The 25,665-nt window shown below is 55.9% G+C and carries 22 protein-coding genes and 1 tRNA gene; 11 read left to right on the top strand and 12 right to left on the bottom strand.

Annotation, left to right across the window (positions count from 1 at the left end; genetic code table 11):
- Window positions 1-56: 56 nt before the first annotated feature.
- The 5 genes from pheS to MA884_RS02160 all read left to right on the top strand — a co-directional run bounded on the left by pheS (window position 57) and on the right by MA884_RS02160 (window position 4,297).
- The gene (pheS, locus tag MA884_RS02140) at window positions 57-1,073 is read left to right on the top strand and encodes a phenylalanine--tRNA ligase subunit alpha (protein WP_047229332.1); all 1,017 of its coding nucleotides are present in this window, start codon (window positions 57-59) and stop codon (window positions 1,071-1,073) included.
- A gap of 36 nt (window positions 1,074-1,109) precedes the next feature.
- The gene (pheT, locus tag MA884_RS02145) at window positions 1,110-3,488 is read left to right on the top strand and encodes a phenylalanine--tRNA ligase subunit beta (RefSeq protein WP_256228796.1); all 2,379 of its coding nucleotides are present in this window, start codon (window positions 1,110-1,112) and stop codon (window positions 3,486-3,488) included.
- 3 nt (window positions 3,489-3,491) lie between these two features.
- The gene (gene ihfA, locus MA884_RS02150) at window positions 3,492-3,794 is read left to right on the top strand and encodes an integration host factor subunit alpha (RefSeq protein WP_002553164.1); all 303 of its coding nucleotides are present in this window, start codon (window positions 3,492-3,494) and stop codon (window positions 3,792-3,794) included.
- Entirely contained in the window at window positions 3,775-4,131 is a 357-nt protein-coding gene (locus tag MA884_RS02155; RefSeq protein ID WP_003179985.1) for a MerR family transcriptional regulator, read from the top strand. The genes ihfA and MA884_RS02155 overlap by 20 nt, the downstream gene beginning before the upstream one ends.
- Before the next feature lie 89 nt (window positions 4,132-4,220).
- Window positions 4,221-4,297, top strand: a tRNA-Pro gene (locus tag MA884_RS02160).
- 445 nt (window positions 4,298-4,742) lie between these two features.
- Here MA884_RS02160 and MA884_RS02165 read toward each other — a convergent pair.
- The 12 genes from MA884_RS02165 to MA884_RS02220 all read right to left on the bottom strand — a co-directional run bounded on the left by MA884_RS02165 (window position 4,743) and on the right by MA884_RS02220 (window position 16,562).
- The gene (locus tag MA884_RS02165; RefSeq protein ID WP_256228797.1) at window positions 4,743-5,447 is read right to left on the bottom strand and encodes an alpha/beta fold hydrolase; all 705 of its coding nucleotides are present in this window, start codon (window positions 5,445-5,447) and stop codon (window positions 4,743-4,745) included.
- Window positions 5,448-5,547: 100 nt separating this feature from the next.
- Window positions 5,548-6,873 carry an MFS transporter gene (locus MA884_RS02170; protein WP_256228798.1) on the bottom strand — a complete coding sequence of 442 codons (1,326 nt, stop codon included), beginning with the start codon at window positions 6,871-6,873 and terminating at the stop codon, window positions 5,548-5,550.
- A 42-nt stretch (window positions 6,874-6,915) separates the two neighbouring features.
- Window positions 6,916-7,914, bottom strand: a complete 999-nt coding sequence (locus MA884_RS02175) for a Gfo/Idh/MocA family oxidoreductase (RefSeq protein WP_256228799.1) — start codon at window positions 7,912-7,914, stop codon at window positions 6,916-6,918.
- Window positions 7,907-8,746 (bottom strand): class III extradiol dioxygenase subunit beta, encoded by an 840-nt coding sequence (locus MA884_RS02180; protein WP_256228800.1) that lies wholly within the window; start codon window positions 8,744-8,746, stop codon window positions 7,907-7,909. Before MA884_RS02180 ends, MA884_RS02175 begins: the two co-directional genes overlap by 8 nt.
- Window positions 8,739-9,140 (bottom strand): protocatechuate 4,5-dioxygenase subunit alpha, encoded by a 402-nt coding sequence (gene ligA, locus MA884_RS02185; RefSeq protein WP_256228801.1) that lies wholly within the window; start codon window positions 9,138-9,140, stop codon window positions 8,739-8,741. Before ligA ends, MA884_RS02180 begins: the two co-directional genes overlap by 8 nt.
- Before the next feature lie 52 nt (window positions 9,141-9,192).
- Window positions 9,193-10,098, bottom strand: a complete 906-nt coding sequence (locus tag MA884_RS02190; RefSeq protein WP_256228802.1) for an amidohydrolase family protein — start codon at window positions 10,096-10,098, stop codon at window positions 9,193-9,195.
- 45 nt (window positions 10,099-10,143) lie between these two features.
- Entirely contained in the window at window positions 10,144-11,274 is a 1,131-nt protein-coding gene (locus MA884_RS02195; RefSeq protein ID WP_256228803.1) for a 4-oxalomesaconate tautomerase, read from the bottom strand.
- 516 nt (window positions 11,275-11,790) lie between these two features.
- On the bottom strand, window positions 11,791-12,501 hold the full coding sequence (locus MA884_RS02200) for a 4-carboxy-4-hydroxy-2-oxoadipate aldolase/oxaloacetate decarboxylase (protein WP_256228804.1): 711 nt from the start codon (window positions 12,499-12,501) through the stop codon (window positions 11,791-11,793).
- Window positions 12,498-13,232, bottom strand: coding sequence for a 4-oxalmesaconate hydratase (gene galB / locus MA884_RS02205; RefSeq protein WP_256228805.1), 735 nt, complete (start codon window positions 13,230-13,232; stop codon window positions 12,498-12,500). Before galB ends, MA884_RS02200 begins: the two co-directional genes overlap by 4 nt.
- A gap of 26 nt (window positions 13,233-13,258) precedes the next feature.
- Window positions 13,259-14,152 carry a transporter gene (locus tag MA884_RS02210; RefSeq protein ID WP_256228806.1) on the bottom strand — a complete coding sequence of 298 codons (894 nt, stop codon included), beginning with the start codon at window positions 14,150-14,152 and terminating at the stop codon, window positions 13,259-13,261.
- A gap of 123 nt (window positions 14,153-14,275) precedes the next feature.
- Window positions 14,276-15,232: a PDR/VanB family oxidoreductase gene (locus tag MA884_RS02215; RefSeq protein WP_256228807.1), complete on the bottom strand. Its 957-nt coding sequence runs from the start codon at window positions 15,230-15,232 to the stop codon at window positions 14,276-14,278.
- On the bottom strand, window positions 15,225-16,562 hold the full coding sequence (locus MA884_RS02220; RefSeq protein ID WP_256228808.1) for a Rieske 2Fe-2S domain-containing protein: 1,338 nt from the start codon (window positions 16,560-16,562) through the stop codon (window positions 15,225-15,227). Before MA884_RS02220 ends, MA884_RS02215 begins: the two co-directional genes overlap by 8 nt.
- Before the next feature lie 283 nt (window positions 16,563-16,845).
- Here MA884_RS02220 and MA884_RS02225 point away from each other — a divergent pair, with 283 nt between their 5' ends.
- From MA884_RS02225 to MA884_RS02250, 6 genes are all read left to right on the top strand, one after another.
- A complete protein-coding gene (locus MA884_RS02225; protein WP_256228809.1) occupies window positions 16,846-17,790 on the top strand; it encodes a LysR family transcriptional regulator in 945 nt (314 codons plus the stop codon).
- Window positions 17,791-18,058: 268 nt separating this feature from the next.
- Window positions 18,059-19,246, top strand: a complete 1,188-nt coding sequence (locus MA884_RS02230) for an OmpP1/FadL family transporter (protein ID WP_256228810.1) — start codon at window positions 18,059-18,061, stop codon at window positions 19,244-19,246.
- Window positions 19,247-19,275: 29 nt separating this feature from the next.
- On the top strand, window positions 19,276-20,751 hold the full coding sequence (locus tag MA884_RS02235) for an aldehyde dehydrogenase (RefSeq protein ID WP_256228811.1): 1,476 nt from the start codon (window positions 19,276-19,278) through the stop codon (window positions 20,749-20,751).
- 21 nt (window positions 20,752-20,772) lie between these two features.
- A complete protein-coding gene (locus tag MA884_RS02240) occupies window positions 20,773-22,374 on the top strand; it encodes a GMC family oxidoreductase (RefSeq protein ID WP_256228812.1) in 1,602 nt (533 codons plus the stop codon).
- Between the two features lie 480 nt (window positions 22,375-22,854).
- A complete protein-coding gene (locus MA884_RS27935) occupies window positions 22,855-23,535 on the top strand; it encodes a methyl-accepting chemotaxis protein (RefSeq protein WP_371134726.1) in 681 nt (226 codons plus the stop codon).
- Between the two features lie 362 nt (window positions 23,536-23,897).
- Window positions 23,898-25,505 carry a methyl-accepting chemotaxis protein gene (locus MA884_RS02250; RefSeq protein WP_256228814.1) on the top strand — a complete coding sequence of 536 codons (1,608 nt, stop codon included), beginning with the start codon at window positions 23,898-23,900 and terminating at the stop codon, window positions 25,503-25,505.
- The last annotated feature ends 160 nt before the right edge of the window (window positions 25,506-25,665 follow it).

Here is a 25,665-nt window from a genome sequence, read left to right on the forward strand (position 1 = left end):
ATAAATAGGGGAAGAGCCTTCAAGCTCTTCCCCTATTTTGTATCTGGAGTCTGTACATGGAAAACCTGGATGCGCTGGTCTCTCAAGCACTAGAGGCTGTGCAAAGCGCTGAAGATATCAATGCCCTGGAGCAAATCCGGGTTCACTACCTTGGGAAGAAGGGCGAGTTGACTCAGGTGATGAAGACCCTGGGGAACCTGCCGGCCGAAGAGCGTCCGCAGGTCGGCGCGCTGATCAACGTTGCCAAGGAGCGTGTCACAGAGGTCCTCAATGCGCGCAAGGCGTTGTTCGAGGAGGCGGATCTGGCTGCCAAACTCGCCGCCGAGTCCATCGACGTGACCCTGCCTGGCCGTGGCCAGACTTCCGGAGGCCTGCATCCGGTTACCCGGACCCTGGAACGTATCGAGCAATTCTTCACCCACATCGGCTACGGCATTGCCGAAGGCCCTGAGGTCGAAGACGACTATCACAACTTCGAGGCGCTCAACATCCCAGGCCATCACCCGGCCCGGTCGATGCATGACACCTTCTATTTCAACGCGAACATGCTGTTGCGCACCCATACCTCGCCGGTACAGGTCCGCACCATGGAATCGCAGCAGCCGCCGATCCGCATCGTCTGCCCAGGCCGTGTGTACCGTAGCGACTCCGATATCACCCACTCGCCGATGTTCCACCAGGTTGAAGGCCTGCTGGTTGATCGCGACATCAATTTCGCCGACCTGAAAGGGACTATCGAAGAGTTCCTGCGGGTGTTCTTCGAGAAAGAACTGGCGGTGCGTTTCCGTCCTTCGTACTTCCCGTTCACCGAGCCATCCGCTGAAGTCGATATGGAATGCGTGATGTGCAGCGGTAAAGGCTGCCGCGTCTGCAAGCAGACCGGCTGGCTGGAGGTCATGGGCTGCGGCATGGTTCACCCGAACGTGCTGCGTATGTCCGGGATCGATCCGGAAGAGTTCTCGGGTTTTGCTTTCGGCATGGGCGTCGAGCGTCTGGCCATGCTGCGTTACGGTGTAAATGACTTGCGCCTGTTCTTCGACAACGACTTGCGGTTCCTTGCGCAATTTCGCTAAGCCGCAGACCCGTAACGAATCTAATAGGAGAGCAGGATGAAATTCAGTGAACAATGGCTGCGCGGCTGGGTAAGCCCGCAGGTAAGCCGGGACGAGCTGGTTGCTCGCCTGTCGATGGCCGGTCTTGAGGTCGATAGCGTGACGCCGGCCGCCGGTGAATTCAGCGGGGTGGTGGTGGGCGAGGTGCTGAGCACCGAGCAGCATCCGGACGCTGACAAGCTGCGGGTTTGCCAGGTCAGCAATGGCACGGAAACCTTTCAGGTGGTCTGCGGCGCGCCAAACGTGCGCCCGGGCCTGAAGATCCCGTTCGCCATGATCGGTGCCGAACTGCCGGGTGATTTCAAGATCAAGAAAGCCAAGCTGCGCGGCGTCGAGTCCAACGGCATGTTGTGCTCCCAGGCTGAACTGCAGGTTGGCGAGGGCAACGATGGCTTGATGGAACTTCCGGCTGATGCGCCGGTTGGCCAGGACATCCGTGAATACCTGGGTCTGGACGATGCGAGCATCGAGGTCGACCTGACACCGAACCGTGGTGACTGCCTGTCCCTGGCCGGTCTGGCCCGTGAGGTGGGTGCGTTGTATGCCGTCCCGGTGGCACGTCCAGCGGTGGCGACCGTTGCGGCGGTGCATGATGAAGTGCGTTCGGTTGAAGTCCTGGCACCGTCGGCATGCCCGCGTTATCTGGGGCGCGTCATCCGTAATGTCGATCTGTCCAAGCCGACCCCGCTGTGGATGGTCGAGCGCCTGCGTCGCGCCGACGTGCGCAGCATCGACGCTGCTGTCGATATCACTAACTACGTGATGCTGGAGCTGGGTCAGCCGCTGCACGCGTTCGACCTTGCCGAAATCAACGGCGGCATCCGCGTGCGCATGGCTGAGGAAGGCGAGAAGCTGGTACTGCTCGATGGCCAGGAAGTGACCCTGCGCAGCGATACGCTGGTGATCGCCGACCACTCCCGTGCCCTGGCGATTGCCGGCGTCATGGGTGGCGAGCACAGCGGCGTCTCCACGACGACCCGTGATGTGTTCCTTGAAAGTGCGTTCTTCGACCAGATTGCGGTGGCTGGCAAGGCCCGTTCCTATGGCCTGCACACCGATGCCTCACACCGTTACGAGCGCGGCGTGGACTGGCAACTGGCCCGTGAAGCCATGGAGCGCGCCACTGGCCTGCTGCTGGAAATCACTGGCGGCGAAGCCGGCCCGATCATCGAAACCGTCAGCGAACAGCACCTGCCCAACATCGCACCGGTTACCCTGCGTGCCCAGCGCATCACCCAAATGCTTGGCATGGAAATGGACCCGGCCGAAGTCGAGCGCCTGCTCAGCGCTCTGGGCCTGAACATCAGCGCCGACGGGGCAGGGCAGTGGCGTGTCGAAGTGCCAAGCCATCGCTTCGATATCAGCCTGGAAGTCGATCTGATCGAAGAACTGGCCCGTCTGTACGGCTACAACCGTTTGCCGGTTCGCTACCCGCAGGCGCGCCTGGCCCCACAGGCCAAGGCTGAGGCCCGTAGCGACCTGCCGGAACTGCGCCGTCTGCTGGTGGCTCGTGGGTATCAGGAAGCGATCACCTACAGCTTCATCGACCCGCGTCAGTTTGAACTGTTCAACCCGGGTGCCGAGCCGCTGTTACTGGCTAACCCGATTTCCAACGACATGGCGGCCATGCGCTCGTCCCTGTGGCCCGGCCTGGTCAAGTCGCTCCAGCACAACCTGAACCGCCAACAGGATCGTGTACGTCTGTTCGAAAGCGGCCTGCGCTTCGTTGGTCAGTTGGAAGGCTTGAAGCAAGAGCCGATGCTGGCCGGTGTCGTTTGCGGCAGTCGTTTGCCGGAAGGCTGGGCGCAAGGTCGCGATGTCGTCGACTTCTTCGACGTCAAGGCTGACGTGGAAGCGGTCCTGGGCTTCGCCGGCGCGCTCGACGCGTTCACCTTCGTGCCGGGCAAGCATCCGGCGCTGCATCCGGGGCAGACAGCGCGCATTGAGCGTGATGGGCGTGAAGTCGGCTATGTCGGGGCGATTCACCCTGAGCTGTCCAAGACTTTGGGCCTGGATCGTCCTGTGTTCGTTTTCGAGCTGGTTCTGGGCGAAGTGGCATTGGGGAAAATGCCGAAATTCCAGGAGTTATCGCGCTTTCCTGAAGTGCGGCGTGACCTTGCGCTGCTGGCCGACCGCGACGTTGCATCCAGCGCCGTACTGGATGTAATCCGTGAAAATGCAGGCGAATGGCTCACGGACCTCAGGCTATTTGACGTGTATCAGGGTAAAGGCATTGATCCGCATAGAAAAAGCCTTGCAGTCGGCTTGACCTGGCAGCATCCATCGCGCACTCTTAATGACGATGAGGTGAATACCGCAACGCAGAATATCCTCACCTCGCTCGAAAACAGGTTGAACGCCACGTTAAGGAAGTGACGTATGGGGGCTCTGACGAAAGCTGAGATGGCGGAACGTCTGTATGAGGAGCTGGGCCTGAATAAACGGGAGGCCAAAGAATTGGTCGAACTGTTTTTCGAAGAAATCAGGCACGCTCTGGAAGACAACGAACAGGTCAAATTGTCCGGTTTCGGCAATTTCGACCTGCGGGACAAACGCCAGCGGCCTGGCCGCAATCCGAAAACGGGTGAAGAAATCCCGATCACGGCTCGCCGTGTGGTCACCTTTCGTCCAGGGCAGAAGTTGAAGGCCCGAGTTGAGGCTTATGCTGGAACCAAGTCATAACGACGAGCTACCCGTCATCCCGGGCAAACGCTACTTCACCATTGGTGAAGTCAGCGAGCTGTGTGCGGTAAAACCGCATGTGCTGCGCTATTGGGAGCAGGAGTTTCCTCAACTCAACCCGGTCAAGCGCCGCGGTAACCGCCGGTATTATCAGCGACAAGACGTGCTGATGATCCGGCAGATCCGCGCGCTGCTGTACGACCAGGGGTTCACCATCGGCGGAGCGCGCTTGCGCCTCTCCGGTGATGAGGCCAAAGACGATACCACCCAGTACAAACAGATGATCCGCCAGATGATCGCCGAGCTTGAAGATGTGCTGGTGGTGCTCAAGAAATAAATTTCTGCTTTTAAATCTTCCAGTTTTCAAAAGCTTGCGATATATTCTTGAGCGTTCCGTTGAGAGACGGAACAAGATTCACGCCTAGTCGGGGCGTAGCGCAGTCCGGTAGCGCACTAGCATGGGGTGCTAGGGGTCGAGTGTTCGAATCACTCCGTCCCGACCATATTATTCAAAGGGTTGCGAGATTTTATCTCGCGACCCTTTTTTATTTTTGGTCGTTTTTACCCCCACAAAACGACTGGCTCTGGGTGGAATCTTCACCTGATACCAAGGCCGGAATTTTCCCCGTTGGCTTTAGTCCCAGCTTGAGTTGACGACGGTTTATGGGTTCATTTCTGCCAAACGTTACCGGCACTATTGGCTGGCCGATTGTTGCCTGTCGCCAAAGGCTGCAATCGGTAATAGCTGCCGGTGGCGGCAGCAGAAGTCGGCCAGAACGGAGGGTCCCCCCAGCGGAGTCACGCTGGAGACGTTCTCGGTGGCGCACGGAAACTACCGGAATATTGGCGAACGATCGGATATTGACGTCCAGAAGGAATTCCTTTGAACGCCGACATGAAACGGGAAAGGTCGCTAGCGCCGCCGTGCTCGTCTGAATTCAACGGAGTTTATGCTGATTCGAGCTTCAACCAATCGAGCAAGGCGTTTTGAGCTTGGAGTGAAGCCTCAAAAGGAGCCATATGTCCACTGTCCTCGAATATCTTCAAATGGGAGCCGGTAACTCGGCTAGTTATGAATTCGTGCTGCGTTACAGGGCTCCATGCATCCTGCCGACCTACGCCAACCAGAGTGGGGCAATTGATAGCCGCTAGTTGCGGGGAGGCGTCCTTCCGATTCAGCAATGCCTTGATCTGACGCGCCAATATATCTGGCGTCATACGCAAAACCATTTCACGGAGTGGCTCAATGAAGGCAGCATTTTGGGCATGCTTAGGAAGCAACATAGGCGGTAGCCAGTGCTCCACGACTGCGACCATGCCGTGTTGATACGCAAGGTCCACCAGCGCCTGGCGGGAATGACTTTCGCCAGATTTGACGGGGTGCACACCTGTGCTGAGAAGGGCTATACGGGTTATTCGTTGCGGCGCACGGCGGTAGACTTCGAGTGCAACTCGAGCCCCCATAGAATGACCTGCGAGCGAGAACCGATCGGGTGCTGCGTCTAGTACCCGCTCGGCCATCGCGCCTATTTCATCGAACCCGCTGAAGTCAATCGTCATGATTCGAGCGTGGCGTGCCAGACCTGGCATCACTTTCATCCAAATGGTGTCGTCACACATGAGACCTGACAGGAGTAAGAGATCTGGCTTCATATGCGGCTCGACTACTGCTGCGGTTTAAACGCTTAGGCAGACTAATGGCTATTTTCACCGAGGGGGCTGCTGCTCGTTGCTATTGGGTTTAGCGAAATATCTACGTTTTTTTGGCCGATTCCTGGAAAGGTATTAGCTTAACCAAGACGATCGCTGCAATGATCATAGGTGCCGAGAGAATCGCGATATACATGGTTTTATCGAGACCCATCGCTATCAGATACCCAGCTAAAAGCGGCCCTGCCACAGCGCCAAGCCGGCCCGCGCCCATGGCAATGCCGGTGCCAGTGCTTCGTACGTGTACAGGGAAGACGCCTGGCACCAGTACGTAAAGCGAATTGACCGCGGAGAACAAGCAGAAGCCTACTGCAATGGCTGCTACCAGTAGAGCCATGCTCGCCCCCGGTGCGGCGGCAAACGCCACGGCGGTAATGACCAGCCCCAGCATGAATGCTGCAGCTAACGCTCTAGGCCCCAGTTTCTGAGCCAGAAAGCCATAGACCAAGCAACCTACTATTCCCCCTAGGTTCATTAACAAAGAACCTGAAATTCCCATGGTTTGAGTCATACCACTCTGTGTGAGGATTTGCGGTGTCCAGCTGAGTAGGAAGTAACAAGTCATCATGACTGTGAAATAAACGACGCTGGTGAAAAACAATCGACTGACCATGTCGCCACTCTTAAGCAACGCAAATAAGCCAGGCTTGGTGTCCGTTACGGAGTGATGAGTGGGAAGCAGGTCCAGTTGGGGCATTCCCATTTTCGATAAAATCCGGTTGCAACGTTCCAAAGCATTGGCCGGTTTTTTAGCAATCAAGTAGTCGACCGACTCTGGCATGGCAATCCAGATGAGAGGAAGCAATAGCGCCGCGGCGCCAGCACCAAACAAATAAACCGACTGCCATCCGTACGCTTGAATGAGAAACACGGAAAAGATTCCGCCCAACGTAGCGCCTACTGGATACCCGAGCGCCATAAGCGAAACGCACAATGCTTTTCGGCGAGCCGACGAATATTCAGTCACCATGATGTTCACATTGGCCAGAATTCCGCCAATGCCGATCCCCGTGACCACACGCATAAAAGCCAGCTCGCCGAGTCCGCTTGTAAACGCGGATAATCCCATCCCTACCAGCAATAGCATCATGCAAAACATGATCGTCGGCTTTCGCCCGACAATGTCGCCGATCGGCGCAACTGCAACAGCGCCGAGTCCCATTCCTGCCAGACCGGCACTGAATAAGAACCCAAGGTCGGTGGGGGCAAGTCCCCAATTTATCGATATTGCGGGACCGGTATAGGCCACCACAAGAACGTCAAAGCCATCCAGGCCAGCAATAAGGGTACAAAGCGCAACGATCAATATTTGATAGTTACTCATTTTTCCCTGTTTGATAGTGTCCAAGATATCAGCAGCATTATTCATTATTGTTCTGCCTTGTGATTGGGTTATTGATCAGTACGAACGTCAGTCCGTGGGTGGGGTGAAGCCTATGCGGGCGGGCATCGAATCCTGTATCGCACCCAGTAATCGGTAGCAGTTCATGACACCGCTCACACTGGAGCGCGGCTCGCGATCGTTGCGTATCGCATCGATGAACTCCCGATCCTGCAACTCGATGCCATCGGCATATGGACCGGTACTCGACAGGTCGACGGGCAACCCATAGCCATCGCTCAATTCGTCATACCGGGCAAGGTAGGTACCTCGATCTCCGATAAAACGAAAATGACTACCAAAGGGGCCTTCGTTATTGAAGCTCAGGCTCAAGCTGCATAACGCTCCGTTGTTACTCTTGAGTTGCAATGAAAGGTCCATGGCGATCCCCAATTGCGGATCCAGAGGACCTTCCAGCACGTTCCAAGCAATGACTTCACTGTCTGTCTGATACTGAAAAAGGTCGACGGTATGTGCAGCGTGATGCCACAACAAACTGTCGGTCCATTGTCTAGGCTGGCCTTCGGCGTTCAGATTCTCACGACGCATAAAATGCGTGGAAACCACGAGATGCTGGAGACGTAGACGGTCCTCATATATCTGCTGATGGAGCCATTGATGAGAAGGATTGAAGCGCCGCGTGTGCCCGACCATCGCGACGCAAGAACTTTTGGCGCTTACCTCCAAGAGGCGTTCGGCATCAGGTAGGTTATCCGCCATCGGAATTTCCACCAGTACATGCTTGCCAGCCGCCAGGCACCGCATGGCCTGGGAAGCATGCAAGGGCGTGGGCGTACATAAAATCAACGCGTCGATATTTGGATCCGCCAGCGCAAAATCGAAATCGCAATAAGTCCTGTCAATACCATAGTGGGCTGCGAGCAAGCAGTTTTGTGCCTGATCGATACCCACCAGCGCTGTGACTACAGCACTCTCAATGTTTGCCAGCACGTCCAGGTGTTTTCGCCCAAACGCGCCAAGGCCTACCAGCGCAATCCGTACCCTGGCCCCGGTGTCTGAATCAGTCATTTTCCAGCACCAGCAGACCATAGGCTGTGTTGGAGACGGGGATATGGTGGAAGCGGTGCAGCTCGCGGACTCGCTCGTTCATAGCACCACGCATGATCAGCCACATCACGAGTTCGATACCTTCCGAGCCTGTTTCACGCAGGTACTCGGTGTGTCCGATATTCAGAAGCGTGGCCGGATCACTAACGAATTGATCCAGCCACTGGAGGTCATACTCCCGGTTGGTCAATCCTGCCCGTTCGCCCTGAAGCTGATGGGACATGCCCCCCGTGCCGAAAATAGCGACTTTGATGTCTTTGTCGTAACTGTCGATGGCACGACGTAGTGCCCTGCCCAATTGGAAGCAGCGGTTACCCGTTGGGGGAGGGTATTGAATGACGTTCACGCACAAAGGGATCACCTTGCACGGCCATGCATCAGGCTGCCCGTAGGCCAACGATAATGGCACCGTCAACCCATGGTCGACGGTCATGTCGGTCACCAGAGTCATGTCAAACTCGTCGAGAATCAGGGACTCGGCAAGGTGCCAGGCAAAGTCAGGATCACCGTGCACTTGCGGCACAGGCCGTGGCCCATAACCTTCATCATGAATATCGAACGTCGCTCCCATGCCAAGGGCAAAGGTCGGGATCAGCGACAGATCGAACTGCGAAGCATGATCGTTGTAGACGACGATACAAACGTCCGGCTTGTGCTCGGCAATCCACGCGCGTGCAGGTTCTACTCCGTCGAATAAGGGTTTCCAATAGGATTCGCCGGTCTTGCCGTGATCGATTGCCGCGCCAATGGCTGGCACATGAGACGTGCCTATCCCGCCAATTAAGTCAGCCATGCATTTGCTCCTTCTTGCTGCGATTGCCAACGATGGAGCGACCGCCATCGAGCATCATTTTCTGGAACGCCTCGAGAGACATTCCGTTGCCAGACATGGCTGCACCTGCTTGCTGCATGCTCAGCCCATCGAAGATGGCCAATTTGAACGTGTAGTAGATGTTCCCACCCAGCCTCAACATTTCTAGCCATTCGCGCTGCATCACTGCGGCGTGTTGTTGTTCTGTCATCGGGTGACGCTGCAGATACCCCAAGGGGTCGCGTCGAAACGCCTCCCGGTTTTCAGCCAGGTCCAGAGATTTGCAGAACATATTCAGCGCATAGCCCTTACGATGGTGGCTACCGTCGAACACATAAGTGCCGGGTATGTCGTCGTAGTCTTTTGGCCGATTCATAGCGGCTCCGGTAAGAAAAATCAGGGTTGAAAAGGCTGGTTTCGCCGATGAGTCATGCCCAATACAAACGTGTCGGGTTGTCGACCAGCAGCTTGCGTTGCAGCTCGGCGGTGATCGCTATGCGTGGGATGACATCCACCAGCAGCCCGTCATCGGGCATGTGATCCTTGAGGTTGGGGTGGGGCCAATCCGTCCCCCAAAGCACTCGGTCAGGGAACGTTTCGACGACCTTTCGGGCAAAAGGAATGGCATCGCGATATGGATGTGATTCGCCATTCAAGGCCGCAGGCCCGCTGAGACTCAAACGCTCCGGGCAACTGACTTTCGTCCAGATATTGGAGTGCTCGGTGAGCAAGCGCAGGAACAGGCCGAATGACGGTCCGTCAACATTCTCACCGACGTCCGGGCGACCCATGTGGTCGACCACCACTGGCAGTGGCAGACCAACGAAGAAATCCCAAAGCTCAGGTAAGTCCTGCGCCTCGAAATACACCACCACATGCCAGCCTAATGGCGCGATACGCTGAGCAATAGCCTGTAATTCTTCACGAGGAGTGAAGTCCACCAGTCGCTTGACGAAGTTGAATCGCACGCCCCTTACACCTGCGCTATGAAGCTCCTGCAATTCTTCGTCGGTTACGTTGTTCTTGAGCGTAACGACGCCACGAGCCCGACCGCCTGAGTGCAGCAAGGCGTCGACCAATGCTCGATTGTCACTGCCGTGGCAGGTGGCCTGCACGATCACACTGCGGTCAACCCCCAGGCGTCGGTGCAAGGCGAACAACTGTTCTTTGGACGCATCGCACGGTGTGTATTTTCTTTCTGGTGCGAAGGGAAAACTGGCCGCGGGACCGAACACATGACAGTGAGCATCCACAGCGCCCGGAGGCAATTGAAAGGATGGCTTACTTGGATCGGGGTGAAAATTAAGCCAGCCGGGGGTGATATCGCTAGTCATGATTACTCTCGATGGAGGTGGAACGCTGCATTTTTTAGACTGGAATCAGTCCATGAATCCAGGCCAGACGACCCGCGGGATGAAGACCTCACTGCGCATCAACAGCCGAGCGGTTCGTAACAGGGTGGCACTCGTCACCGTGGGGTCGCGACCGTCGGGGGAAGATTCAAGGCCCAGTTCCAGAGTGAATTCGCCTGTCGGGTGTTCCACGCTGACGGTCTGTTTAAGCCCACCGGACACCTCGGCCAGTCCGTCAGCTACCGTGCCGGTAAGGACGCAGGCGGTGGCGACGGTGACAGCGGCCAGCACACCGATAGCGTCGTGGCATACATGGGGAATAAAGCAGCGAGTGACGATGCTGCCACCTTGTAGCGGGGAGGCAATCAGACACATTTTTGGGTAGTTGCGCGCGCTGACGTCTCCCAGCCCCATCAAGTCGCCGCACACCAGTCGCAAAGCTTCAAGCTGGGTCTTGAGCTCGTCGTCGGCGTTAAGCATTGAAGTGGGTTCTGAACCTGTGCGCCCTAGCGCGCTGGCGGGAATGAGGACCATTGGCATGCCATTGTCAATGCAAGTCACGTCCAAGGAGACGCCGTCCGGTAATGTGATTCGATCGCGCCGATTGCCGGTAGGCAGTAAACCTGAACAGACCGATCCGGCGGTTTCAAGAAAGTTGATACCGATAGGAGCAGCCTGCCCCGGTACACCATCGATGCGTGTGGCGCCCGCATATTCGACGTGACGCGCGTCACCGGAACTCGGCGTTTGTACGGTGATGTCACACTGCATTCCGGTGTTGAGTGTGAGTACACGCAATGTTGTCACATCGCCTTGGGCTTTAACCAATCCGCGCTCCAGGGCAAACGGCACCACGGCAGCGAGCATGTTGCCGCAATTGGCCGTGGTGTCGACTCGATCGCTGTCGGGCTGGAGTTGTGCAAAGAGAAACTCCAGATTCACACCCGGAACATTACTGATACCAACAATGCCCACTTTGCTCGTCAGCGGATGGGCGCCACCCATGCCGTCAATTTGTCGACGATCGGGGGAGCCCATGATGGCGAGCAGGACACGATCGCGGGTAGGGATATCGCCCGGCAGATCAGCCCGATCAAAAAAAGGTCCGCGTGAAGTACCTCCACGCATGAAAAGGCAAGGGATCGAAGTCTGAGTCATCATTGTGCTCGCAATCGTCGCTTCTTATTAGTCAGGATGCAGAGGTGTTTAATTACCGCCGTCCCGTTAAATCATGATAGGTAGCCCTACCAAGTCCAGCAATGCGATCCGGAACATGACTGTTATCGAATAAAAGCATCGCTCAATTTGCTACTAGCATTGAGTGCACGAGTCGTCGCGGTATGAATGGCATTAGCTGCCCCATACAGATCTGGTCATGCGAATTCCCATTGCACGTCGAGTCAAAACGCCAGTCCGAAGTGTCGGTTGTTGTCAAACTGCTATTCGGAGTAAATCGACTCATCCAAGCCGACGATGTTATTGGTAATAACTGCCTGCTCGGCTTGGAACCCTTTGTGTACTCCAGTTTTTCGGGAGTGCCCGATTCAATGAGTTATATAAAAGTCTCTTGGATGAAGTTTATAGACAAGCAAGCTCGCATTGCAGTGAGTGTTAGTTTAAGTTTAATTTTAATGCGGCCCCGGCATTAACCAGGGTCGGTTTAACAAACGTGTTTTAGCCAGCGTTTTGATCTTGGTATTGAAGCAGGTCGTCGTAATAGACGAGTCCATGTGCCTGCAAGGTTGGGCGCATATCATAGATGTCCAGCCCAAGCTCGCCGCTGGCTAGCCGATTACGCTTGCCAATCTCCAGTGCTTCACGTTGCTTGGCTGCGGCGAGCACTTTCTCCACGTTTGAATGGGGCACTACGACAACACCGTCATCGTCAGCCACGATTGCGTCGCCGGCAACGATGTAAGCGCCGGCGCAGACGATTGGAACATTGACCGACCCCAGGGTAGCCTTGATCGTGCCCTTGGCACTGATCGCTCGCGACCAGACAGGAAAACCCATTTGGGTTAGCGTGGACACGTCTCGACAGCCTGCATCTATGATCAAGCCCCTCACGCCCCTGGCCATGAGCGAGGTCGCAAGCAGGTCCCCAAACATACCGTCTTGGTTTTCCGAGGTGCAGCCCACCACCAAGATGTCTCCAGGTTTGCACATCTCCACCGCCACGTGCAGCATCCAGTTATCACCGGGTTGAGCAAGGACAGTCACCGCCGGACCAGCAATCGCCGCGCCCTTGTAGATTGGATGCATGTAGGTCTGCAGCAGCCCGCTACGGCCCTGAGCTTCATGGACTGTTGCCACTCCCAATGCCGCCAGTTCCTCGCCGATTTGCGGGGAGAATCGCGGTAAATTTCGAATTGCGACCCCGCTCATGACAAGTCTCCAGTTACACGTGGGAAGATGCTCTGATAGCCCTCTGCATAAATGATGTCGCGCTGGGCCGTGATTCCGATATTCCGCTTGGCTTGAACACCACGTTGTAAAGCTACACGGGTGTAGTACTCCCAGAGATGCTCCTGCCCGGCCATGCATTTGATGGCGGCCAGCTTTTGCTCCCACACGGGCGTGATGTCTAGCAGTACGTCGGGTTTCCATTCGCACTGTTCCGGTTGATGCGGTTCGAAGCTGTAAACCGGTGGGGCGCCAACGATTTTTTCCCCGGGCCGATAGCCCTCGGCTTGGGCAATGATGCGCGCTTCCTGGGTGAGGTGCGTCGCCAATGGATGGTCGTAGTTGTAGGGGTCCTTGAGAGAGTGGCTCAATGTAAATGCCGGCTGCACCCGTCGAAATACATCAGCCAGACGGAACAACACTTCTTTGTCCGCTCTCATTGGATAATCACCAATGTCGAAAAACTCGATACTGGCGCCAAGGATGTCTGCTGCAGCCTGGGCTTCGGCCCGACGTCCAGCCTTGACTTTATCTTCTGTCATTTCACCTTTGCGCCACATCTTTGCCGACTCGCCCCTTTCGCCAAAGGACAGGCATACGATGTGAACTTTGTAGCCTTGCTGGGTATGCAGCGCAATCGCACCAGCGGCGCGCCATACAAAATCGGCCGAATGTGCGCTCACCACCAGTGCGGATTTTTGTTCGTTTGACATGTTGGAGTACCTTTGTCTTTCAATAATCAGAAGAAGTAGCCAATACGCACAAAGCCTGAGTAATCGAACTTGTAGCCACCATCCACTTGCAGGTCGCGAGTAAGCTCGGAATACAGCTGCACGTCTGGCCTGATCCAGTAACCCAATCCGGCTCGCGCGCGGGTAGAGTCCGAACGTCTCCCGGTATCAATGCCATCCAAGGTCGAATCACCTCCCCAGGTTCGGGTCAACCCAATAGAAGTGGTGACCGTGTTGGCGAAGGTGTAACTGAGCCACGGTTGCAGGGTGTAGACAGGATCTTGCTTGAACGTGCGATTGACGGGGGTTGATTCCGTATTGTCGCCGTACCAACTGACGTCGCCGGTCAGCTCAGCGCGCCAGGCGCCGAAGCTATGGACATAGCCGGCTTGCAGGGCGGCGGAATAGCGGTTGTTTCCCATGTTTACTTTGCTGTCGTGGTCATAGCTGCCCTGCGGCAAAAATAGGTAGCCGGTGATCCCCAGATAACGTTTATTTACCGTGTCGTTGAGAGGCCACGCTGTCACCGCCACGAATGGATCGGCCAGGCCTGAATCATCGCCAACATGGTTGCCGCTCACTTTCAGTTTTTGTGAACCGAAAGGCAGCCCGAGTTGCACCTGAACTCTCGTCTGGTCGATATCAATCATGTGGAACAGCCGAATCAGTCCAGTCCGGGTATCCAGTTGCGTGCCGTGGTCCAGGGTCGCGCCTTTTTCCGGGTGGTATTCAGTTGCCCGCCCACCTCCCAGATACAGCATTGCGATGCTGCTACCAGCCGGGGCGGGCAGGTAAGCACCGGGCGAGACGTCCAGCGCCCAGGCTTCTGAAAAACCGCCAAGCGAAGCGAATGCTCCGACGGGAATAGCGGCGTTGCGTATACAGCGAGGTAAAAAAATCATGCGTTGTCTCCGTTGTTGTTTTTGTTCGGAATACACGATCATTATTCTGGTGACTGTTACGAGTCAGACCATTAAGAAAAAGGCAGTGCCGGTGAGTGAGCGGGGTCACTCGCCGGCTCCGGGTTAAAGGTCGAGAACCAACCGCTTGCTTTTGGCGCGTGAACAGCAAGGCGTGAATTGGTCGTTTGAGGTTTTTTCGCGATCACTCAGGTAGTAGTCCCGATGATCAGGAACCCCATCCAGCACCTTCGTCACACATGTGCCGCAGATGCCCTGTTGACAGGAAACCGGGATCTCGATACCCACCGCCAGCAACACATCCGTGACCGTTTGCTGAGGGCCGACTTCAAGAACCTGGCCGGTGCTTGCTACTTGGATCTCGAACTGATCACTGTTTTGTTCTTCGCCACTAGCGGGCGCGCTAAAATATTCACGGTGCAGATTTGCCTCTGGCCAATGCAGTTCGCGTGCGACGCCGAGGACGAAATCCATGAACCCACCGGGGCCGCAAATGTAGAGATGCTTGTGCGGCTGCGGATGACTGAGCAACTCTCTGACGTCCAGGCGCGCCTGACCGCCATCGTCATCGAATTGGCATCGGCTGCTGCTGCTGTAGGACGACGCTTCGACTCGCTTGACGAATGCAGCGCTGGCGGCGCTCCGGGCGAAGTAGAAGAGGGAAAACGACTGCCCCTGATCACTCAAGACTTCAGCCATGCTGAGGATGGGAGTGATGCCGATACCGCCAGCGAATAACAGGGAATGAGCGGCCTCCGGTTCCAGCTCGAACAGGTTGCGTGGTTCGCTGATCCACACCGTTTGACCAACGTGCAAATCCTCATGCATGCCTTTGGAGCCGCCGCGGGAGTCTGTGGTTTGCAATACACCCAACTGATAGCGATGGCGTTCTTGCGGGTGGTTGCAGAGCGAGTACTGGCGAATCAGTCCAGGCCGGACTTGTACGTCGATGTGCGAGCCCGCCGTGAAGGGTGGCAACGCACTACCATCAGGGTGCTGGAACTCGAACAGAAAAATATTATCGGCTTCAAGCTCCTTGCGGGTAAGGGTGACCTCAAACATCACGACCTCCGCTGGTTTCAGGTGCGAACAGGTGGTCCTCGGAGTGGAGCGTGCAAAACGCTTCCTGGCTGGTATTAGGGTCAATGACGCCTGTGATCACCACCATGTCTTTGAAGTTGTTTTCTTCGATCGTGCGCACCACGCCGCGTGGATCCTTGCCTTCGAGTACATCGCGGGCGCCCTCGTCAAGCATCCGGCGTGCGCGCATGATCGCCACGTCCGTTGCGCCCAAATGCTCATGGGTATGATCGTGGATGACGCCTTGGGATTGGGTGATTGCAATATCGTGCACAGAGAAACATTCGCCCATGCCCAAGTAGGCAGCTTCTTTCATCGAATCGCGATCTTGCATAAAGAGCGGGTCATCGGCACGCAGCATGCGGTCGTGCTCATCTTTTTCGGCCTGGTATTGCTTCTCCAGACTTTCCTTATCGAGTTGTCCGCTGCGGTGATAGATGAATTCCCAACGCCAGTGTGCGTGGTCGTCGATCGGCACGTCCCACAACATGGTGAGCCCGCCATCTCCCAGGTAACCTTCAAATCCACCGACCGCACAAGCGTTAGGCATGACGTAATTCGTGATTCGGATTGAGGTGTCGCGGGTTTCGCCAATGGCGCGCTTGGTATAAAGACGAACGCCGAACCGGGTGTCTTCGATGCTGATGATCGGACGCGCTTTGTTTGAAAATACACCCCAGCGCGCCTGCATGGTTTCGTCGGCCAGATTCACCTGGTGCAGATAGGAGGTGTGCACCGGGTCAATGTTGCCTTCACTGGCTTGCAGCCAGTTGCAGTCACCCCGCCAACGGCAGGTATAACGGTGTTCATCACCGCCTGCGAGCGCCGGATAGTTAGGAAAAATCGGCGGCTCGCCAGGCCCCATGTAGACCCAAAACGCACCGGCTGCTTCATGCAATGGATAGGAGTGAGTGCGTACCTTGTCCTTCGCAGTGGCGGAATGTTCCGCCGGTTGATCAAGGCATTTGCCTTTCCCGTCGAACAGCCAGCCGTGATATGGACAGCGCAGACCGCCATCTTCGATACGACCCAAAGCCAGGTCTGCGCAGCGGTGCGCACACTTGCGATTGATCAGGCCGACTTCACCTTTATCATCGCGAAACAGCACCAGGTCTTCGCCCATGATCCGCACAGGGAAAGGCGCCGAGCCGGGTGGTACGGCATCAGCCAGAGCAACGGGCTGCCAGTAGCGGCGCAGGAGTTCGCCGGCCGGTGTTCCGCGGTTGGTGCGGGTGAGATATTGGTAGCGTCCAGGGCCGCGCTCGTCGGGAATGCTGTCTTGAACCACAGGGATCAGGCTTGTCTGGTCCATCTTTTAAATCCTGTTCTTGAAGTACCGAACTACCGGGAGGAGTGAACCTGCGCAGGCGGACGGTTACGTTTTTATTGGAGGCCCATTAGTCATGAGCTGGGGTCAACAGTGAGGGCTAGCGGCGGAGTCGATCAATGACGCACCGCCACTAGCAGTTATGCAAAATTTCGATAACGCTGTTCGCTAGTGCTTGTAGTTGTGATACCAGCCGGTGGGGTGCATTCTGCTAAGTAATGCAACGGCACAATCAGCCAACCCTAACAACTAAAAAAACGGGATTGGAATGGACATCAAACAGCTTGAATATTTCAGTCAGGTCGCGGAACTGGGTAGTTTCAGTAAGGCATCGGCTTTTCTCGATATCGCTCAACCGGCACTGAGCCGTCAGATCCGCCAGTTGGAAATCGAACTGCGCACGTCACTGTTCGAGCGCACAGGTCGTGGCGTTACGCTCACGGCGGCGGGCACCCGTTTGCTCAAACATTCGCGAGGCATTCTTCGGCAAATCGATCTGGCTCGAGCCGACATTGATCAACACCGAAATGTCGCCGAAGGGCGTTTGGTTCTGGGCTGGCCACCCAGTTTGGGGCGCACCGCTACGGTTCCATTGGTAGAGGCGTTCCGTGAACAGTTTCCTGGTGTGACGCTGTGCCTGGTGGAGGGGCTGTCGACCCATATTCTCGAGTGGTTGGGTATTGGCCGACTCGATTGCGGAGTGGTCTATAACACCATGCCTACGGCGAATGTGGATCTCCTGCCTCTGGCGGAAGAGCCACTGTTTCTGATCTCGCCGCGCACCCCAGACGACGATGTCACGATTGGCGGATCTATCAGCCTTGAAGCGCTCGCCGAGCTGCAATTCATCATCCCGGGACGACCGAACAATATTCGTCTCTTGCTTGAGCAGTCCCTGGCGACGGTGGAGCGAAAAATCAAAGTTCGTTACGAGATAGAGAGCATCCCGGCCATCCACGAGCTGGTGCGGCGGGGACACGGCCACGCACTCCTGCCAATGAACGCCATCGGTGATGATAACTGTCACCTCGACAAACTTCTGAGTGTTCGGGCGATAGAGCCGGAACTGGCCACCAGTCTTTGGTTGGCCACTTCGACTCATCGGCCATGTAACCTGTTAACCCAGCAAGCATTAGGACTTATCGACTCAGTGATTCGTGAAGAAATCCGACAAAGGTCCATCGCCGTGCGCTCACTGATGCTACCCGTCTGAGCGATGCTTTTATTCGATAACAGTCATGCGCCAGATCGCATTGCTAGTGTCCATTGGCCTCCCTACCATCGCTTCACAGGACGGCGGTTACATGCCGTTACGCTCTGACCAATAAGACCTTTTTGCCTTCGATTCGGCATGAGCGAAGTATCAAGCTTGCTGGGGGTATACCGGCATGATTGCGCCCTAAAAAATTACACTAACGACTATCCGGTTTCGGCTTAGTTACCTTGCTGTCGCCTCACCATAAAAATAAAAGAGAGGGAACATGAACAATACGTTCAGGCATTACGTCGTCCGGACTTTGGCAGGTTGTATGGGAGGCTTGGTGTTAGGCGCTCCAGCGATAACACAGGCTTCCAACGGTCTATATACCGATGGGCAAGGGTTGAAAAGTGTGACGATGGGCGGGGCTGCAATTGCATTGCCACAAGACTCCATGGCCGCTGCTTCTAACCCGGCAGGCATGGCTTATGTAGGTAATAGAGTTGACGGGGACATTCAACTGTTCATCGGCAGCAATGAGGCGACTTACGGCTCCCCGGACAATCGTCTGCGCGGCCATAAAACAGTCCCTATTCCCGAGTTTGGTTTCAATTACGACCTTTCACCGAAGTTAAGCGTTGGTGTGTCCTCAATTGGTGCAGGTGTGGGCTGGGACTACGATGGCCCGTTGTTTCAGAATCAGGGGTTGCCACGGTTTCAGGCGATGCTTAAACAGGTCGGCGTTGCACCGACATTGGCGTACAAAGTGACTGACAACTTTTCGGTAGGTGTTTCAATTACTGCGGCCTACCAGTCACTGTTTGTGCGAGGCGCTGCGTTGCCGACACCTGCTGGTCCAGCCATATTGCCAAACCACGGCACCCAAGGCGCTTGGAGTTATGGGGTCCGCCTAGGTGCATTGTGGACTCCCATTGCTCCTCTGACACTGGGTGTTTCCTATATCAGTAAACAGAAAGCCAGCAGCTTCGACGGCTACAAGGATGATCTATTGGCGGTCTCCGACGGCAAGCTCGATAGTCCCGAGATTCTCGGTGCCGGATTGGCTTGGCGACCCACCGACAAACTGACAGTTGCATTCGATTACAGGTTGATTCGCTGGTCAGAGGTCGAAGCATTGAACAGTGACCAGACCTTCGGTTGGCGCGATCAGCACAACATGCGCCTGGGGTTGGCCTATCAACTCAATGATCAGTGGACGGTTCGTACGGGCATCAATTACGCCAACCGTCAGTACGCCAGTGATTCGCTCGTCGCCAACATTCTGATCCCCGGGCTGCTGCACAAGTCCTACAGCGCTGGCGTGACACGCACGATAGGCGATAGCGGGGAGGCGACCTTTGGATTGGTCAAGGACATCAGTGAACACGTTACTGGCACCGGCAAAAGCAGCGGTTCGACCATCGACGTCAAGTACGGCTATGTCGTGATGGGTTATGGCTACAAATTCTGAACAACCATCGCTAATTACCGGGAGTTGCCATGAAACAGCCTGTCTTCGATTTCAAAAGAGAGCTATCGGATAATGTTCGTTCACGTTTTTTTATTGGCGGCCAGTGGTTGCCGGTGCAAGGAATCCAGCGCAACGTGCTGATTGATCCTTCGAGCGAAGTGCCCGTATGCGATATCCCATTGGCGAATTTTTCCGATATCGATCAAGCCGTTGCTGCCGCACGTGAGGCTTTCGATGTTGGGCCTTGGGCGCGCATGACAGGTCCGGAGAGGGCGGTGCATTTGCGGCAATTTGCAGAGATCGTCAATGATCGTTTGCCATTGTTCATCCGTCTCTGGACTGCACAGGTTGGGGCGCCGGTGGCATTTGCCGGCCTTTTTTCCGGTGTTGCGCCGAGCATGCTCGAGTATTACGCACAGCTGGCTGAAACATTCGAATTCACTCAAATACGCGATACCTATCAAGGGAAGGCTAATGTCGTCCGTCATCCAGTGGGGGTCACTGCACTAATTGCTCCATGGAACGCGCAGTTACCTATCCTGGCCTACAAGTTGGGCGCCGCGCTCGCGGCGGGTTGTACCGTGGTTATCAAATCGCCCCCGGAATCACCCTTTGATGCTCTAGTGTTAGCCGAATGTGCTGAGGAAGCTGGAATTCCTTCCGGCGTGATCAATGTTGTCACTGCAGATCGCGAGGAAGGTGCCCATCTTGTGGCGTCAGCCGGGGTGGACAAGGTCAGTTTTACCGGCAGCACTGCAGTGGGCAAAGTCATCGCGAACGTGTGCATCCAGCGCATGGCGCGTTTCACTTTGGAGTTGGGCGGTAAATCCGCCGCCATCATGCTGGATGACGCCGACCTGCAAACGACTGTCGGCGTTCTGGCCCATTTCAGCATGCCGTTTTCCGGACAGATTTGTTTCGCACAAACCCGGCTGCTGATTCCCAGGTCGCGCTATGAAGAGTTCGTCACCGCCTATACACAGGCGATTGCCACCCTGACGATTGGCGACCCTTGGGACGACACGACTCACTTGGGGCCGGTGGCCAGCGCTGCTCAATATGAGCGCGTATTGACTTACATCCAGACCGGGTTAGAGGAAGGCGCGCGAATCGTCACGGGAGGTGCGCGGGTCGAAGGACGTGAATTGGGTTTCTTCATTCAGCCAACGGTGTTCGTCGACGTGACGCCTGAAATGACGATTGCACGCCAGGAGATCTTTGGTCCGGTGGTAGTGATCATCGCCTACGACGACGATGCCCATGCTCTGCGCCTGGCCAACGACAGCGATTTCGGCCTCAGTGGGAGCGTTTTCAGCGCATCCACCGAGCGTGCGGCTGCCTTTGCGCGTCAGGTCAAGACCGGCAACGTGACCATCAATGGTCTGCAGATGGCGCCCAACGTTCCTTTTGGCGGGTTCAAACAATCAGGTATGGGACGTGAAGGCGGTCTCGAAGGCCTGGACGCTTTTCTCGAGTCCCAAGCGATCTACTTCCCCGGCATTTGAGCCCTCTACCGCAGGTATCTCATGAAATACGATTACATTATCGTCGGTGGGGGCAGCTCCGGCTGTGTTGCCGCAAACCGCCTTGTTGTGGACCACGGCAAGCGAGTGTTATTGCTCGAGCAGGGCGCCGTGGACAAAAGCATGCTGCTGAAAATGCCAGCCGCGACGTTCAAGATGCTTTTCGAAGGAAGCCCCTACGTCAAGCAGTATGAATCCGAACCGCAGTTGCGGATGAACGGGCGTGTGGTGCGCGTGCCGCAAGGCAATGTCATGGGCGGTGGCAGCTCTGTCAACGCCATGGCTTACACTCGCGGCTCGCGCCAGGATTACGAGCGTTGGAACATCGCACTGGGACAGCCGCAGTGGGGCTGGGACGTCTTGCTACCCTACTTCAAGCGTCAGGAAGGCAATCAGCGTTTCGATAACGATGCACATGGCGCCGAGGGGCCACTGAAGGTCTCAGATCCACGTTACCGGGTTGAGGCTGCCGACATTTTTGTGCGCACAATGCAGCGTGCGGGCCTGCCGTTCCGGTCGGATTTCAATGCCGGTGATCTTTACGGAGTCGGTTACCTGCAGACGTCCACTTGGCGTGGTGAACGCAGCAGCGCATCCACGGCATTCATTAAACCGATCCTCGACAACCCCTTGCTAACGGTCATCACTGGCGCTCGCGTCAATAAAATCCTGTTCGACAATGATCGGGCCGTTGGGGTCGAGTATCAGCAAAAGCAATCGCTGCACCAGGCTCATGCCGACGCAGAAGTACTCCTGGCCGCCGGCGCTTTTGCTACGCCAAAATTGCTGATGTTGTCAGGCATTGGTCCTGCCGAGCACCTGAGCCAGCACGGCATCGACGTGCGAGTCGATTTACCGGGGGTGGGGGAGAATCTGCAAGACCACAACACGGCATTGCTGTCGATGACCACCAACGGCGCCTATGGCTACTACGGTGAAGACAAGGGGTGGCCAGCGGTGCGTAATGCGCTGCGTTACTTTGCTTTTCATGATGGCCCCATTTCCTCAAACGGTGCCGAAACCATGGCTTTCATCAACTTGGATGACCCGCTCTCGGATCCAGACTTACAGATCTACGGAGTCGGTGTGATGTGGCCCATGGAGGATGAAGAGAATGTGACGCACGGCTTCACCTTGATGGCCAATCTGGTCAAGCCGCTGTCCCGGGGCACTGTGCGTTTACGCTCGGCGAATCCTGATGATGAACCGCTGATCAATCCCAACTGGCTCAGCGACCCCAGTGACTGCTCGCGCCTGTTGCAGGCACTCAAGTACTTGCGTTCGATCGCTGCGACAGAACCTTTGGCTGGCATCATCCGCAAAGAGATTCAGCCGGGTATCGAAGTGCAAACGGACGAGGCGTTGATGGAGTACCTCAAGCGCACCACCGAGAGCAACTACCATCCCGTAGGCACCTGCAAAATGGGCCCTGATCATGACCCAATGAGCGTGCTACACGGTGATCTGTGTGTGCGAGGTGTATCGGGGTTGCGGGTCATTGATGCCTCCATGATGCCTAATATCATCAGCGCTAACACTAACGCACCAGTGATGGCCGTGGCGGATCGGGCCGTTACCCTGATGATGGCTAACGGGCCAATCTAAACCCCTATCGCTCTGTCAGGAAATCTCGAAATGAGTATATGTACCAGGCGAGCTCTGGCTGTCGTGACGTTGGCGCTGGTGGCTATCGCCGTATTCGGCGCATTGAGCACCGACGAGCGTTTTGCCCGGCGGTGTTTCACCGTATTGGCCATTGGCTTGCTCGTGACGTCCTGGCAGGTAAACCGGTATCTGACGAGGCTATCTGTAGTCTGTGAACACGCGGTAGCTGTGGCGCAGACGATGGGTGGCGGTGACTTTAGCCAGGAACCTATTACAGCAAAGGGGGGGAGCGGCTGGGAAGTTGCGCAGACCCTGTTAGATGTCCAATTGAGTTGGCGAGCGAGGTGTTTACAACGCTGCGAACAGGAGCAGACATTGCGGGGCTCAGCCCGATCATTGAATGACCAGATTCTTTCCATCGCTGACAGCACCGGCACTCAGGCAACGGGTGCTCTGACAATGGCACAAGCGTTGGAGTCGATGGGTGCTGCAATCAGTCAGATTGCTGGGCAGGCTATCACTGCGAAAAGTATTTCAAGTCAGTCGGAGCTCTTGGCCCAAAAAGGTAGCGACGTGATTGCCAACGTCATCGGGGGTGTTGAGGGGATCGTCGAGGCTGTCAATCAGTCCTCTACCCGGATTGTCGCCCTTGGACGATCCTCTGAGGAAGTTCATTCCATTATCCAGGTCATAAGAGGCATCGCTGAGCAGACAAACCTGTTGGCACTGAATGCTGCCATTGAAGCCGCACGAGCAGGGGGCGCCGGTCGAGGATTTGCCGTAGTGGCCGACGAGGTCCGTAACCTGGCCGCCAGGACCGCACAATCCACCCGGGAAGTGACTGAGATGATCGAGCGCATAAGAACTCACACGACGCAGGTGGTGGACAGTATGCAAGCGGCAGTCATGCGGGCCAATAATGGCGTTGCATTGGCAAAAGAAGCGGGGCTCGCCATGGAGCACATCCGCGAAGGTGCACACTCATCGGCGATACTTGTGGATGAGATTTCCCAAGCGTTGAGTAACCAGACTGAAGCAGTAGTGGAAATAGCTTCACGGGTAGATGTCATGGCGCGAAAGTCTCGCAGCAATAACCTTTCCATACAAAGTCTGGCGCAAGCGTCGCAACAATTGGAAGTAGACATTTTTTCAGTGAGTTAGCTTAGGATAAACAGAGCTGGATGCAACGCCCTGTTTATAACTTATTCTTACACCTGTTGCGTGAACCGCATCTAGGTCGCGCACAGTATCGTGCGACTTTTGGGATATTCATGAAGCTAATGGTTTTTCTATTACTGTGCCTTCAAGTAGTAGACCCGCCACACGGCGCACGTCCCCCGGAAGTTGTGATGGACCTCAGACGCTGCTTGGTTTTTTCCACTGGTTGATACTAATGCTGTCGAGCGCTTGGTCCAGCTTTATGCAGTAACCCCCAACTTTGCCAGCCAGTTTCACCACCTAAAAGTTTGTGAAATTTATGGGTGAGCGCCATCTGTAGGAAAATTGCGATGTTGTTTAGGAATATGAAAATTTCTGTTAGAGCCGCTCTATGTTTTGCCGTTATTACTACACTGTTGATTATCCTGGGCTTGATCTCGCTGTGGAGCCTGCACGCCATCCGTACTTTCGCCGCGGATGTCGAAGAGCACTCAATGGCCAGTGTCATAGCCGCCGACCGGATCGACGCCACAGCCTTGAAGCTGATGCTCGAAAGCCGCCGGCTCGTTGGGCAACCCGACATGGCGAACAAGGACGTCATTATCCAAAACATCCGGGATCTTCGCGCGTCACTGCTGACGCAAATGAAGGGGTATGGCGCGTACGTCAACGACGACAATGGGCAGCAGCTGTTCAAAGTGGTCTCCGATGGGATCCTGCGTCTGACCCGCCTGGCGCAGAATTGCATCGACTTCAGCCAGAAAGACCGGAACGTAGAGGGCGAGGCCCTGCTGGATGAGCATGTGCCGCGCTCCAGGCAAATGCAGCAGGCCCTCGACCAACTGATACAACTGAACATTGATAAGGTGCGCCGCTCTGGCATTGATTCCGCGCGAACCTATGACAACGGCGTTCAGTTCATTATCGCAATGATCTTCAGCGCTGTGCTGGCGACCTTGGCGTTGGCCTATTTTTTTACTCGCAGCATTGTGGTACCGCTGAAATATGCGTTGTCGATCAACGACACGATTGCTCGCGGCGATCTGCGAAGCGAGATTGTGATCGAAGGCAAAGACGAACTCTCGGCTTTGCTCAAATCGGCAAAGACCATGCAAGTTAGCCTGCGTGAGACGATCCGCCTGATCGGTGATTCGTCGACCCACTTGGCATCGGCCGCTGAAGAAATGAGCGCAGTCACTGGTGAGTCCAGTCGCGGTCTGCTCCGGCAGAATCATGAAATTGAACAGGCCGCCACGGCAATGAACCAGATGGCGGTCGCGGTAGTTGGAGTGGCCCGTAACGCGGCCTCAGCCTCTGTGGCAGCGCGCTCATCGGGCGCGTCGAGCCACACGGGGTCGGATCGTGTGAAGCACACCATTACCGCTATCGAAAAATTGAGCATGACCGTCCAGAGTACCAGCAACGATGTGCAGCATTTGGCCATGCAATCTCAGGATATCAGCCAGGTGCTGGCGGTCATTCGGGCCATTGCCGAACAAACCAATCTCCTGGCGCTGAACGCGGCCATTGAAGCTGCACGGGCCGGGGAGCAGGGCCGCGGGTTCGCGGTGGTGGCGGATGAAGTCCGGGCTCTGGCGGGCCGTACCCAGCAGTCGACCGGGGAAATTGCGCAAATCATCGAGCGGATCCGTCTGGGCACCGAGCAGGTTACCCAGGCGATGCGCGATAGTTGCCTGGAGGCTCAGGACACCCTGTTGATCGCCCATGAGGCGGGAGCGGCTCTGACGGAAATTTCCCATTCTATCGACCAGATCAATGAGATGAACATGCACATTGCCGCGAGCTCTGAAGAGCAGGCCGAAGTGGCGCATGCAGTGGATCGTAATTTAACGAGTATTCGCGATCTGTCCATGCACAGCGCCACGGGAGCGCAGCAGACCTTTGTGGCCAGTGCCGAGCTCTCCCGGCTGGCGGCCGACATGCACGGGCTCGTAGAGCGCTTTTCGATCTGAGCGTCAAACATCCATTTACGAGTAAATAATTCGGGTTGTTCTATTACGAAAGTTCTCGCAGACAACTCTCTTCGAGAGTTAGTACTCAAGTGGCTCTCTAGCCAGGTTAGCATGCCGCTTTGAATTACTTTCATGGAGAGTGAAGTTCGTATTCGTTGAT

Source organism: Pseudomonas sp. Q11, from assembly GCF_024494355.1.
In the GTDB taxonomy this organism is placed as follows: domain Bacteria; phylum Pseudomonadota; class Gammaproteobacteria; order Pseudomonadales; family Pseudomonadaceae; genus Aquipseudomonas; species Aquipseudomonas hefeiensis.

Bases quoted from the DNA above. Each gene is read 5' to 3' on its own strand.
- galB (WP_256228805.1), bottom strand. From the start codon at position 13,232: ATGTCAAACGAACAAAAATCCGCACTGGTGGTGAGCGCACATTCGGCC.
- MA884_RS02170 (WP_256228798.1), bottom strand. From the start codon at position 6,873: ATGAATAATGCTGCTGATATCTTGGACACTATCAAACAGGGAAAAATG.
- MA884_RS02215 (WP_256228807.1), bottom strand. From the start codon at position 15,232: ATGTTTGAGGTCACCCTTACCCGCAAGGAGCTTGAAGCCGATAATATT.
- pheS (WP_047229332.1), top strand. From the start codon at position 57: ATGGAAAACCTGGATGCGCTGGTCTCTCAAGCACTAGAGGCTGTGCAA.
- pheT (WP_256228796.1), top strand. From the start codon at position 1,110: ATGAAATTCAGTGAACAATGGCTGCGCGGCTGGGTAAGCCCGCAGGTA.
- MA884_RS02225 (WP_256228809.1), top strand. From the start codon at position 16,846: ATGGACATCAAACAGCTTGAATATTTCAGTCAGGTCGCGGAACTGGGT.
- MA884_RS02165 (WP_256228797.1), bottom strand. From the start codon at position 5,447: ATGAAGCCAGATCTCTTACTCCTGTCAGGTCTCATGTGTGACGACACC.
- MA884_RS27935 (WP_371134726.1), top strand. From the start codon at position 22,855: ATGGGTGCTGCAATCAGTCAGATTGCTGGGCAGGCTATCACTGCGAAA.
- MA884_RS02210 (WP_256228806.1), bottom strand. From the start codon at position 14,152: ATGATTTTTTTACCTCGCTGTATACGCAACGCCGCTATTCCCGTCGGA.
- MA884_RS02240 (WP_256228812.1), top strand. From the start codon at position 20,773: ATGAAATACGATTACATTATCGTCGGTGGGGGCAGCTCCGGCTGTGTT.
- MA884_RS02230 (WP_256228810.1), top strand. From the start codon at position 18,059: ATGAACAATACGTTCAGGCATTACGTCGTCCGGACTTTGGCAGGTTGT.
- MA884_RS02190 (WP_256228802.1), bottom strand. From the start codon at position 10,098: ATGACTAGCGATATCACCCCCGGCTGGCTTAATTTTCACCCCGATCCA.
- ligA (WP_256228801.1), bottom strand. From the start codon at position 9,140: ATGAATCGGCCAAAAGACTACGACGACATACCCGGCACTTATGTGTTC.
- MA884_RS02220 (WP_256228808.1), bottom strand. From the start codon at position 16,562: ATGGACCAGACAAGCCTGATCCCTGTGGTTCAAGACAGCATTCCCGAC.
- ihfA (WP_002553164.1), top strand. From the start codon at position 3,492: ATGGGGGCTCTGACGAAAGCTGAGATGGCGGAACGTCTGTATGAGGAG.
- MA884_RS02180 (WP_256228800.1), bottom strand. From the start codon at position 8,746: ATGGCTGACTTAATTGGCGGGATAGGCACGTCTCATGTGCCAGCCATT.
- MA884_RS02200 (WP_256228804.1), bottom strand. From the start codon at position 12,501: ATGAGCGGGGTCGCAATTCGAAATTTACCGCGATTCTCCCCGCAAATC.
- MA884_RS02175 (WP_256228799.1), bottom strand. From the start codon at position 7,914: ATGACTGATTCAGACACCGGGGCCAGGGTACGGATTGCGCTGGTAGGC.
- MA884_RS02235 (WP_256228811.1), top strand. From the start codon at position 19,276: ATGAAACAGCCTGTCTTCGATTTCAAAAGAGAGCTATCGGATAATGTT.
- MA884_RS02155 (WP_003179985.1), top strand. From the start codon at position 3,775: ATGCTGGAACCAAGTCATAACGACGAGCTACCCGTCATCCCGGGCAAA.
- MA884_RS02195 (WP_256228803.1), bottom strand. From the start codon at position 11,274: ATGACTCAGACTTCGATCCCTTGCCTTTTCATGCGTGGAGGTACTTCA.
- MA884_RS02250 (WP_256228814.1), top strand. From the start codon at position 23,898: ATGAAAATTTCTGTTAGAGCCGCTCTATGTTTTGCCGTTATTACTACA.